General features: G+C 52.0%; 12 protein-coding genes. All 12 read left to right on the top strand.

Features of this window, described 5'->3' with window-relative positions:
• The first annotated feature begins 196 nt into the window (after positions 1 to 196).
• Complete coding sequence (gene rplU, locus ACNA05_RS13410; RefSeq protein ID WP_415812019.1) at positions 197 to 508, top strand: 50S ribosomal protein L21; 312 nt, start codon at positions 197 to 199, stop codon at positions 506 to 508.
• Between the two features lie 34 nt (positions 509 to 542).
• Positions 543 to 812 (top strand): 50S ribosomal protein L27, encoded by a 270-nt coding sequence (rpmA, locus tag ACNA05_RS13405; protein ID WP_415812018.1) that lies wholly within the window; start codon positions 543 to 545, stop codon positions 810 to 812.
• A gap of 143 nt (positions 813 to 955) precedes the next feature.
• The gene (locus ACNA05_RS13400) at positions 956 to 1,543 is read left to right on the top strand and encodes a GNAT family N-acetyltransferase (RefSeq protein WP_415812017.1); all 588 of its coding nucleotides are present in this window, start codon (positions 956 to 958) and stop codon (positions 1,541 to 1,543) included.
• Positions 1,544 to 1,571: 28 nt separating this feature from the next.
• Positions 1,572 to 2,654 (top strand): GTPase ObgE, encoded by a 1,083-nt coding sequence (gene obgE / locus ACNA05_RS13395; RefSeq protein ID WP_415812016.1) that lies wholly within the window; start codon positions 1,572 to 1,574, stop codon positions 2,652 to 2,654.
• A 5-nt stretch (positions 2,655 to 2,659) separates the two neighbouring features.
• Positions 2,660 to 3,811: a glutamate 5-kinase gene (gene proB / locus ACNA05_RS13390; RefSeq protein ID WP_415812015.1), complete on the top strand. Its 1,152-nt coding sequence runs from the start codon at positions 2,660 to 2,662 to the stop codon at positions 3,809 to 3,811.
• The gene (locus ACNA05_RS13385; protein WP_415812014.1) at positions 3,804 to 4,379 is read left to right on the top strand and encodes a nicotinate-nucleotide adenylyltransferase; all 576 of its coding nucleotides are present in this window, start codon (positions 3,804 to 3,806) and stop codon (positions 4,377 to 4,379) included. Before proB ends, ACNA05_RS13385 begins: the two co-directional genes overlap by 8 nt.
• Positions 4,380 to 4,438: 59 nt before the next feature.
• Positions 4,439 to 4,888 (top strand): ribosome silencing factor, encoded by a 450-nt coding sequence (gene rsfS, locus ACNA05_RS13380; protein WP_415812033.1) that lies wholly within the window; start codon positions 4,439 to 4,441, stop codon positions 4,886 to 4,888.
• Positions 4,889 to 5,365 carry a 23S rRNA (pseudouridine(1915)-N(3))-methyltransferase RlmH gene (locus ACNA05_RS13375; protein ID WP_415812013.1) on the top strand — a complete coding sequence of 159 codons (477 nt, stop codon included), beginning with the start codon at positions 4,889 to 4,891 and terminating at the stop codon, positions 5,363 to 5,365.
• Between the two features lie 148 nt (positions 5,366 to 5,513).
• Positions 5,514 to 6,602, top strand: coding sequence for a murein hydrolase activator EnvC family protein (locus tag ACNA05_RS13370; protein ID WP_415812012.1), 1,089 nt, complete (start codon positions 5,514 to 5,516; stop codon positions 6,600 to 6,602).
• 119 nt (positions 6,603 to 6,721) lie between these two features.
• The gene (locus tag ACNA05_RS13365; protein WP_415812011.1) at positions 6,722 to 8,089 is read left to right on the top strand and encodes a S41 family peptidase; all 1,368 of its coding nucleotides are present in this window, start codon (positions 6,722 to 6,724) and stop codon (positions 8,087 to 8,089) included.
• A 12-nt stretch (positions 8,090 to 8,101) separates the two neighbouring features.
• On the top strand, positions 8,102 to 9,490 hold the full coding sequence (locus ACNA05_RS13360) for a S41 family peptidase (RefSeq protein WP_415812010.1): 1,389 nt from the start codon (positions 8,102 to 8,104) through the stop codon (positions 9,488 to 9,490).
• 68 nt (positions 9,491 to 9,558) lie between these two features.
• Positions 9,559 to 10,779: a divergent polysaccharide deacetylase family protein gene (locus ACNA05_RS13355; RefSeq protein WP_415812009.1), complete on the top strand. Its 1,221-nt coding sequence runs from the start codon at positions 9,559 to 9,561 to the stop codon at positions 10,777 to 10,779.
• Positions 10,780 to 10,783 lie beyond the last annotated feature (4 nt).

The following is a 10,783-nucleotide window of genomic DNA, read 5'->3' as shown; positions in this document are numbered from 1 at the left end:
CCCTGAAACCTGTAAAAGATGAACCCTGTGCGTTGACAGAGACGGCTCTGACTGTATAAGGCGCAACGAATTGGCCGCCGCCTTTCGTCTGCGATTCCCTTGATAAGGTTCAAAGGATGTCAGACAAGCCCGAGGCGGCTTTTGAATTTTTGGGTGTCCTTCTTGATGTTTGGACGCCTTATTGGAAGGAAAGATCATGTTTGCAGTGATCCAAACCGGCGGTAAACAGTATAAGGTCGCCGAAAACGATATTATTGTTGTTGAGAAACTTGACGGCGAAGCCGGAGACAAAGTCTCTTTCGGCGATGTCCTTATGCATGGAAAAGACGGCGACGTAAAAGTCGGCGCCCCGCTTGTTAAAGGCGCCAGCGTTGCAGGTGAAATTCTAGAGCAGCGCAAAGGCGCAAAAGTTCTTGTCTTCAAAAAGAAGCGCCGTCAGAACTACCGTCGTAAGAAAGGCCATCGTCAAAACGAAACGGCCATCAAAATCACAGGAATTACAGGCTAGGCTTCGCGCCCGCCTTTTGGAACAGGAGTAACTCATGGCTCATAAAAAAGCAGGTGGTTCGTCCAATAACGGTCGCGACAGTGCAGGCCGTCGCCTGGGCATCAAGAAATCAGGTGGCCAAGCGGTCATTCCTGGAAACATTATTTTGCGCCAGCGCGGCACAAAATATTATCCTGGGGCAAATGTAGGCATGGGCAAAGACCACACTCTATTTGCCAAGTCCGAAGGCCGCGTGTCCTTTGAAACCAAACGCAATGCACGCACATTTGTGTCTGTCATGCCGCTGGCCGACGCCGCAGAATAGACCCATTTTAAATTGGGTCCCGCCAAACAGGCGACCCGATAAAGAACAGCAGGGAAATCGGGTCTCCGATTTCCCTTTTTTGTTATTTGCAAGAGTAGTGAAAGAAACAATTCCCCTGCTACGCCCTATGTGAGGAGGCGAGCATGAATGAGACTTTAGAAACCGAAAGATTACTCTTACGCCAACTGCGTGACGAAGACGCTGTGGCGCTATCCAAATATGGGAGCAATTTTGACATTGCCCGTATGACAGGAAGCTTCCCTCACCCCTTCCCTCTCCTTTCTGCCGAATTTAAAATTCTGCACCTAAGAGCTCAGAAACGCCGAAGCCTAGCCTATCCTTATGCGATCACCGCTAAAGGAAATGACGATATGATTGGCATCGTTGATCTGTTTCGACGCACCGAAAAGTCGCCCTTGGAATTTGGATATTGGGTAGGTGATCCATTTTGGGGCAAAGGATATGCCTCCGAGGCGTGCCGTCGCCTCATGGCTGAAGCAGATCGACATTTCGGACCAACGCTACTAACCGCTGGTGTATTCTCGGATAACCCGGCCAGTCTGCGCGTTCTCGAAAAACTCGGCTTTAGGCTCACTGGGGAAAAGGAACAGTATTTCTCGATGGCCAGACTAAAAAAGGCGGAAAGTGTATTATTGGAACGTCCTGCCCGTTCTGCGGCTTCTTTAAGTGAGAGCGAGACCCATTCGTCGCTAGTCATCGAAGCCGAATAGTTTTAGATACGGGCCTGAAAGACAAATTATGAAATTTCTAGATCAAGCTAAAATATTCGTGAAATCCGGCAATGGCGGCGCAGGCAGCGTCTCCTTCCGCCGTGAAAAATATGTTGCTTTCGGCGGACCCAATGGCGGCGATGGGGGTAAGGGCGGTGACGTCTGGGTCGAAGCGACCCGCGACCTCAACACGCTGATTGACTATCGTTACCAACAGCATTTCAAAGCAGATACCGGCGTGCACGGCATGGGCCGGGATAGGACAGGTGCGGCCGGCGAAGACGTTACTCTGAAAGTCCCGGTCGGTACGCAAGTGATTGATGCTGACACGGACGAAGTTCTGGTCGATCTAACCGAAGAAGATCAGCGCGTTTTGCTCGCCAAGGGCGGGAATGGCGGATGGGGAAATGCCCGGTTCAAGTCCTCGACCAATCAAGCGCCCCGCAAGGCCAATCCCGGCGAAGAAGGCGAAGAACGTTGGGTCTGGCTCCGTCTTAAACTCCTTGCCGATGCGGGACTTGTCGGTCTCCCCAATGCCGGAAAATCGACCTTTTTGTCCACAGTCACGGCAGCTTCGCCTAAAACAGCAGATTATCCCTTCACAACGCTTCACCCGCATCTCGGCGTGGTAAATCTTGGGGCGGCGGAACGTTTTGTGCTGGCCGACCTGCCCGGTTTGATTGAAGGCGCGTCTGAAGGCGCAGGCCTTGGACATCGTTTCTTGGGCCATGTAGAACGCTGCGCGGCTGTCCTTCACCTTGTGGATGCGTCCGCCGACGATCCAGCCGAAAACTACCGCATCATCCGTAACGAACTGGTTGAATATGACGGCGGTATTGAAGACAAACCGGAAATCATCGTTCTGACCAAGTGCGATTCTCTAGATGAAGATCTTCTCTCCGAGGTATCAGAGAGCGTTGAAGCGGTATGTGGCCAGACTCCCCTTTTAATTTCCAGTGTGGCTAACCAAGGACTGAAACCTGTGCTTTTTGCCGTCTACGAGCACGTTAAAAAACGCCGCCAAAAAGAAGACGCAAAACGCGAAGAAAAACGTATCGCTCAAGCGGTAAAAGACGGCGAAATGGAAGAGCAAAAAGGCTGGTCTCCCTAAATTTTATGTCGGAGGGGTCAGACATTCCTAATAAGCGCTTAGGCACTTATAAGCGTCTGGTCGTGAAAATAGGCTCAGCCTTGCTCGTGGAAACCGAAACCCATGCGCTGAGGCAGGACTGGCTAACTGATCTCTGTTCAGAGATCGCTAGTCGACACAAAAACGGGCTTGAGACGCTGATCGTCTCCTCCGGAGCTGTCGCTTTGGGTCGCGCTCGACTAGGCCTTATTGGGAAACCCTTGTCTTTGCCAGAAAAACAGGCCTGCGCCGCCGCAGGACAGTCTCATTTGACCCAAGCCTATGATCAAGCTTTGGCACAATTTGGCCTGCACGCCGCGCAAGCCCTCTTAACCCTCACCGATACAGAAGACCGTCGTCATTGGCTCAATGCCCGTTCTACCTTAGAAACCCTTCTCAGCCTGAACACTGTTCCCGTAATTAACGAGAACGACACCGTCGCGACGGACGAGATCCGCTATGGCGATAATGATCGCCTCGCTGCCAGAACAGCGCAAATGGTCGGAGCGGACGGTCTTCTGCTTCTCTCCGATATTGACGGTCTCTACACTTCTGATCCTCGAGTCGATAAATCGGCAAAGCACATCCCGCAAATTGATAGCGTTACGCCGGAGATACTTGCCATGGGCGCGGGCGCAAATACTGACAGAGCGGTCGGGACGGGCGGGATGGCGACCAAACTCGCCGCCGCACAAATTGCCACTCAGGCCGGCTGCGAGATGATTATTATGGACGGCCGCGCGCCCGCCCCCTTCTCGCGTCTAGAAGGCGGGGAGCGGTCAACCTTGTTTTTGGCGGCTACTAATCCGAAAAATGCAAGGGCGCAGTGGATTATTGGCTCTCTCAAGCCAAAAGGAAGCCTTCAGATAGACTCAGGCGCCGTCAAAGCTTTAAACAGTGGGAAAAGCCTGCTGGCGGCAGGTGTGACGAGTTTAAAAGGCAACTTTCAGAAAGGCGAGGCTATCGGGATTTATGATACGTCCGGTGTAGAAGTTGCCAGAGGCCTTTCAAGCTATGACAGCCAGGACATCCAAAAAATTATGGGACATCAAAGCGATAGAATTGAAGGCACATTAGGCTATACAAATGGGCCGGCCCTCATCCATCGCGATAATTTAGTGATGATATCCCATGTATGAGGGCCTTAAAATTGGCCTGTTCGGAGGGTCGTTTAATCCGGCGCATCCGGGCCATCTTCATGTGGCCACGTCGGGGCTTCGGGAGTTAGGTTTGGATCATATCTGGTGGCTCGTTAGTCCGCAGAACCCTCTCAAGCCTGAACAGCCTAGCTATGACAGCCGTGTCGAGACCGTGAAGGCCCTAAACCTGCCCCCGCGTATGGACATCAGCCATGTTGAGAAACAATTCGGCACAAATTATACAATTGATCTGCTCAGACGTTTGAAAAAGCGGTACCCTCGGACTCACTTTGTTTTCATGATGGGGGCAGATAATTTTGCGCAACTCCCGAAATGGCGGAGCTGGCAGGAGATCATGAGCAGTTTTCCCATTGCTGTGATTTCGCGGCCGGGAAACAATATAAAAGCGCGGCTAGGACAGGCCGCCCGTCAATATGCTGACTATCGCCTGCCAGAACAAAGCGCAGCCTCACTAGCAGAAATGACAGCGCCGCGGTGGACTTATCTGACTTTGCCCCTAGATAAGAGGTCTTCCTCAGCCCTTCGGGTCAAACTGGCCAGAGACTGAACTTTATGTTATGTGATTCCCATTAACAGGAAAAATGGGACGCACCGTCCACTGTGAAAATGGAGAGCCTTCTGAGCACCCAAACTGCTGTCAGCACACCCTCACCGTCCAAATCTTCTGCCGCCGATCAAAAGGCGTCGAAACAGCTGTCTGACTTTATACAGCATATTTTGGACGAGAATTCTGCTCAAGACATTATCGAAATTGACGTGCGGGGCAAATCCTCTGTCGCCGATTACATGATCGTGGCCTCTGGTCGCTCCAATCGGCACGTCAGTGCCTTGTCCGATTATGTTCTACGAGCGCTAAAAGACGCCCAGTTCAAAGATATCGGAGTCGAAGGGCAAGAGGGCTGTGACTGGGTTTTGGTGGATGTCGGTGACGTCATTTTGCACATCTTCCGTCCAGAAGTCCGTGTTTTCTATAACCTCGAAAAAATTTGGTCTGTTCCTATGCCGGAAGGCTTGCAGAACGTCGCCGAGGAAGCCCCTGCCGACACCGAGCTCTAAGTGGCAGCTAAAATTATTATCCGCGCCGGTGGGGCCATGCGCGCGGGGCCCGAACGCGACATGGTGGATGATTACATCAACCGCGCTAACCTTCTGGCCCGCCAAACGGGGTTTCTTTCCGTCGAAGAACAGGCCGTGGATGTCCGTAGCTGCAAATCCCGAGAAGAAGAAACATTAAAACTTTTTGAGCCTATCCCGAACACGGCTCTTTGCTTTGCGCTTGATGAGCGCGGCAAAGCGTTTGCATCGCGGCAAATGGTGAAGACACTCTCCCAAGCGCGTGATGACGGGCAGTCTGAAATTTATCTAGTAATTGGGGCCGCCGACGGCTTCGAACCCTCCGCCATTCCCTCAACAGCCCGCAGATGGTCATTGGGCACGCAAACCTGGCCACATAAGCTCGTACGCATCATGATCGCGGAACAAACTTACCGGGCTTTATCCATCATGGCCGGAACCCCGTATCACCGGGATTAGAGACTGAAATCCACTGCCCGTATTAAGGCGGCGTTAAACGGGACTACGCTACGTAAAGCTCATGTTAACCCTGAGGCTCATCTGCTGTTTTACCATTTTGCTATGCCTCTGCCCTCCGGCTTGGGCGCAGTCACAGAATCCAAAAGACTTGGACGCCCTTACCCAAGCCGAAAAGGCCGCACGCGCCGAGGCAAAAGCGCTAGAAGAACGCCGCAAGGTCGTGACAAGCGAAATTTCCGATCTCGAAAACTCGCTTGAAAAACTGAGCCTTGAAATTCGCGGGTTTGAAAAAGACGCTTTGGCCCTGCAAGAGAAAAAAGCAAAAATCGACGTCAATATTTCTGAAATTGAATATGCCATTCGGTTGGACGAAGCGGAGCTATTAAAGCTCTTAGCTGCCTTGCAACGCTTGGAGGCCAATCCGCCGCCGACCCTCGCTTTGCGCCCTGACAACGCTATTGCGACGGCGCAGGCCGGGCAGCTCATGGCGACCCTGTCCAAGCAGCTAGACCAAAGAACAAAAGTTCTAACGGCTCAATTAACCACCTTGGCCGAAGAACAAATGCTCGCAGACGAAACCCAAGCGCAAATTGAAGCCAATCAGAGACAGTTGGAAAGACGGCGGGCTAAAACTGAGGGTCTGGTGAAAGAAAAATCAAGTTTAAGAAAATCCATTGATACGCAGCGCGAAGAAAAACAAGCCTTGGCGAAAAAACTGGCCCGAGAATCAGAGACCTTGCGTGAATTGCTCGAAAAGTTGGAATCAGAGGCTAAGTCCATTCGACCTCGCGTGAAACCGGGGCGCGGCGTCACCCAACCCTCCAAACCCCCGGCCCTGCCGCTTGCCTTGCCAGAAGGCATTGGGCCTTTTGCCAATGCCAAAGGGCGGTTGACGCTCCCCGTCTCAGGGCCTCTTACGAGAGGCTATGGCGGGAATGAACAAGGTCTTACCTTCTCGACCGCCTCTCGCGGGCAGGTCTTAGCCCCCTATGCCGGACGCGTCGAATTTGCGGGACCTTTTAAGAATTACGATAAAGTGATTATCGTTGATGTCGGAGAAGGCTATTATATCCTCATGACAGGACTCGGCGATATTTTTGCAGAGATAGGCGAAACCTTAAAACAAGGAGATCCAGTAGGGTCGATGCCGTCCAGCTCGTCTGGATCGAATGAGCTTTATCTGGAGGTCAGAAAAGATGGACAAACTGTCGACCCCGGTCCTTGGTTGGCTTTATAGGCCTCTGAAGGTCAATATGGGCCATATTGAAATCTTACGCTTTCAAGGTGGAAATTACAGTTTTTTGACTTTCCAGCGGCGTATTGGCGACATAAGTATAGAGTCCGAACTGATTTTGCATGAAAATTGCAACCTGTTTGGCGAATATTCGAAAGGCTGACACGATGAAGTATATTTTACCTGCAATAGGCTCAGTCGCAGCCATAGCGCTCTTTGCTTTCTCTTCGGCAAACCAGACAGCTGTTGCCGTTGAGCCGGCCTCTGAAACTAATACATTTGAGCAGCTGGACCTCTTTGCGGACGTGCTCGCCCGCGTCAGAACCGACTACGTCGTCGAGGTGAACGACGCAGAACTTATCGAAAACGCTCTAAACGGGATGTTGCAGTCACTGGATCCTCATTCGAGCTATGTCACGCCGGAACAATTTAAAGAACTTCAGGTCACAACCAGCGGCGAATATGGCGGGCTCGGCATGGAAGTGACGATGCAAGAGGGCTTTGTAAAAGTTATCGCGCCAATTGACGAAACGCCTGCGAAACGCGCCGGGATCAAAGCGGGTGATTACCTGACCGAAATCAATGGCAAATCAATTCTCGGCCTCTCTCTGACAGAAGCCGTCAAACAAATGCGCGGGAAACCGGGCGAAGACATTACGGTGACGGTGGTCCGGAAAGACGAAGAGCCAAAAGACATCACAATTACGCGTGAAGTTATCAAGCGGGTCGTGGTCAAAAGCGAAGTGAAAGACGGAATTGGGTATATCCGTTTAGCACAGTTTAATGACAAAGCCGAAGAAGGCGTCGTGGATGCGATTAAATCTCTAAAGAAAGAGTTTGGCGGTAAAATTCCCGGCGTCGTGCTTGATTTACGCGCCAACCCTGGCGGGCTTCTGGATCAATCCATAAAAGTTTCCAGTCTGTTTCTGGATGGCGGCGAAATTGTCTCCACCCGCGGACGTGTCGCCTCCGACACTCAACGCTATAACGGCGAAGCCGGAGAATTGGCTAAGGGTGTTCCCTTGATTGTTTTGATTGACGGAGCCTCAGCCTCAGCCTCTGAAATTGTGGCCGGAGCCATTCAAGACCGCGGACGCGGACTGTTGGTTGGTATGCAAACATTTGGCAAAGGCTCTGTTCAGTCCGTTATCCCGCTGCGCGGCGGCCGGGACGGCGGATTGCGGATGACAACGCAGCGTTATTACACACCGTCTGGTAGCTCCATCCAAGGAACAGGCATTACCCCCGACATCGCCGTTGCGGCTGGGCCTGATAACGGCAAAGCTGATCGCATGCGCCGCGAAGCCGATCTCCCTAACGCTATTCTAAACGAAAACTTGGAAGCGGAAGGAGATGAGGAAATGGAAGAATTAGTCATCGATTATCCCGCTGAAGACTTTGATGTCGAACAGGATTATCAACTTCAAAAAGCCATCGCGCTGCTCAAGGGCGGGCAATATGCATCTAAACTCGCAGATTTGCAGGGTTAGGGCTTAGACAGAATGTCCCTCACTCGCACGACAGGCTTTCTAACATCGGTCCTCTTTGTAGGTCTCATGAGCTTTACGGCCCCCTTGGCCCTAGCTCAGGACCTAGCAGAGAGTGAGGATTCGACCAAGAAAACCCAACCGAGCAACGAAGTCATTTTGGACAAAATGGAACTCTTTGCCGATGCGTTGACCCGGGTCAGGGATTATTACGTTGAGCCCAAGGATGAGACAGAACTTATAGAAGCTGCTTTAAACGGCGCGCTTTCTTCCTTGGACCCCCACTCTAATTACTCGCCGCCGGCCGCTTTCACAGATCAAAGGGAAGCAGCGAAACGCGAATATGGCGGCTTAGGCATTGAAGTCAGTATGGAAGGCGGCTTGGTCAAAGTGAACTATGCCATCGAGGAAGGCCCTGCCTACCAGGCTGGAATACGCTCCGGTGATTTTATTTCTGCTGTAGCGGGGGAATCCATCCTTGGAAAAGACCTCAACGACGCCGTTGAAAATATGCGGGGGCCTGTCGGTGAACCCGTTAAAGTGACTATCTTGTCTGGAGAGGATGAACCCCGCGACCTGGAAGTGGTGCGTCAGGTCGTTAGAGGTCGCGCGGTGCGTCACCGCGTAGAACAAGGTCTAGGTTATGTCTTTATCGAAACCTTTAACAATGACCGCCTAACAGAGGATTTAAAGAATGCGCTGAACATTCTCAAAACCGATTTGGATGGTTCTCTGCCGGGACTAATCATTGACATGCGGGGAAATCGAGGCGGACTATTAGACCAATCAGTTTCTGTTTCGGGTCTCTTTCTCGATGGCGGCGAAGTGCTTTCAGCCAGAGGGCGGGACGATTCCGATACGCAACGTTACCATGCTGAACCCGGCGAGCTGTATCCCGACATGCCAATTGTCGTTCTGGTAAATTCCGGGTCAGCCTCAGCGGCGGAAATTGTGGCTGGAGCGCTGCAAGATCGCGGCCGGGCCGTGGTTGTTGGTCGCCGTACCTTTGGCAAAGGCTCCGTCCAATCGGTAATTCCTTTGGTGGAAAATGGCGGCGCTCTGCGCATGACCACGCAACGTTATTTCACGCCTTCGGGCAATTCCATTCAAGGCCGGGGAATCATGCCCGATCTTTTGGTTGCCGCCTTCCCGGATGAAGGAGAGATTCAGGATCGTTTCCGCGAAAATAGTTTGCCTCATTCACTCATCAATCCGGATCATTCGGATTTTGAAGAAAATTATGCAGATATACTCTACCCTTCGGACGACCTGCCCGACACCGTAGATTTCCAACTTCGGAAAGCGGTCGACATTCTGAAAACCTCCCGGTATCGCACCCTTTTACAAGCGCAAAATAATTTGCCCGAAGGCTTCGCTTCAGCAATTCCGACTGTTTCTCAATAGGCTTTGAAACATGCGGAAACGAAGTCGATATAGACCTCAGTTCCAAATCGCCCTAGTCCCCTTCCTATATGAGTGAACCTTCTGGATATCCGCGCCCTGAGTCGGCCACTGCGTCTTCACGCAGACGACGACAGTTAGAGCTTCCGAAGCGGCGTTGGCACATTCTAGGCGCCTTTGCGCTTTTAGCTCTCGTAGCCATTACTAGCGTTATGGTCCTGATAAAACCTGCGCCTGATACCGACCCATACACAAGCGGGCAGTTGGCTCTTGAGCCTCTACCTCAGCCGCTTTTAGCAACAAACTTAAATAGTGATAATGACGCTTTGCCCGACCTATTGGCGGGCGAAGTTCCTGAAGGTGAAAACCCGACTCAAATAGCCCGAAATCAAGGGAAGACGGACGCCCTGGGAAATCCGGTCAAAACAGACATTGAAACACCTGCAAGCCCCCCGAAAGTTGAGCCAAAGGTTGTTCTCGTGGACGGGAAGCCTTTGGATGACGGCTCTGCTAAAACTTACGCCGAACTGACGGTAGAAGGCCCCTTCGGCCCCCTTCCCCAAAAGGCAGAGAATGGAAACACTTCATTCAAGGCTTACCGGAAAACCAATTCTCCTGAAGCTGGACTAAATTCCGTTTCCATCATTATCGGCGGACTTGGCGTGAATAGGAACCTAACCCAAAGAGCGATTGACGCCCTACCTGCCAATGTCACGCTCTCTTTCGCCGCTCATAGCCCAGACCTTCAGAGCTGGGTGGATAAGGCCCGGTCTAACGGCCACGAAGTTTTGCTCGAAATTCCTATGGCGTCGGACAATTCAAATTCTGATGAACCCGGCGCAGATCATATGTTGAAGGCCGGAGAAACAGATAAAAACGAAGAGAATTTAGATTGGCTGTTAAGCCGCGCCCAAGGCTATTATGGCGTCATCAACTACAATGGGGATGCCTTTTTGACCCGCGCCGATGCCGCCGCGACGACCTTGAGCCGTTTGTCAGACAGTGGGTTGGCGTTTATCTCCGACGGATCCTTCGCCGCGCCGTCATTGGACGCCCTCGCCCAGTCAGTCTCCCTCCCTTATGCCTCTGGTCACGGATTGATTGATCCCGAGCCCAAAAGCGCGCTCATCGAAATTGAACTTTCCAGACTCGCCGACCAAAGCGCGAAAGGCCAAACGCCTATAGGCGTCGGGTTTGCCTATCCCGAAACGCTTACATCCGTAAAACGCTGGATTGACGATCTGCCAGGGCAGTCTTTGCAACTCGTCCCCGCCTCCGCTGCCATAAAATAATATA

Origin of the sequence: Litorimonas haliclonae (assembly GCF_965138505.1) — a bacterium.
Lineage (GTDB): Bacteria > Pseudomonadota > Alphaproteobacteria > Caulobacterales > Maricaulaceae > Litorimonas > Litorimonas haliclonae.
The sequence above is the reverse complement of the archived record's forward strand: the minus strand, read 5'-3'. Positions and strand labels throughout refer to the sequence as shown.

Bases quoted from the DNA above. Each gene is read 5' to 3' on its own strand.
- ACNA05_RS13360 (WP_415812010.1), top strand. From the start codon at position 8,102: ATGTCCCTCACTCGCACGACAGGCTTTCTAACATCGGTCCTCTTTGTA.
- ACNA05_RS13355 (WP_415812009.1), top strand. From the start codon at position 9,559: ATGAGTGAACCTTCTGGATATCCGCGCCCTGAGTCGGCCACTGCGTCT.
- ACNA05_RS13400 (WP_415812017.1), top strand. From the start codon at position 956: ATGAATGAGACTTTAGAAACCGAAAGATTACTCTTACGCCAACTGCGT.
- rpmA (WP_415812018.1), top strand. From the start codon at position 543: ATGGCTCATAAAAAAGCAGGTGGTTCGTCCAATAACGGTCGCGACAGT.
- rsfS (WP_415812033.1), top strand. From the start codon at position 4,439: ATGGAGAGCCTTCTGAGCACCCAAACTGCTGTCAGCACACCCTCACCG.
- ACNA05_RS13385 (WP_415812014.1), top strand. From the start codon at position 3,804: ATGTATGAGGGCCTTAAAATTGGCCTGTTCGGAGGGTCGTTTAATCCG.
- ACNA05_RS13365 (WP_415812011.1), top strand. From the start codon at position 6,722: ATGAAAATTGCAACCTGTTTGGCGAATATTCGAAAGGCTGACACGATG.
- rplU (WP_415812019.1), top strand. From the start codon at position 197: ATGTTTGCAGTGATCCAAACCGGCGGTAAACAGTATAAGGTCGCCGAA.
- obgE (WP_415812016.1), top strand. From the start codon at position 1,572: ATGAAATTTCTAGATCAAGCTAAAATATTCGTGAAATCCGGCAATGGC.
- proB (WP_415812015.1), top strand. From the start codon at position 2,660: ATGTCGGAGGGGTCAGACATTCCTAATAAGCGCTTAGGCACTTATAAG.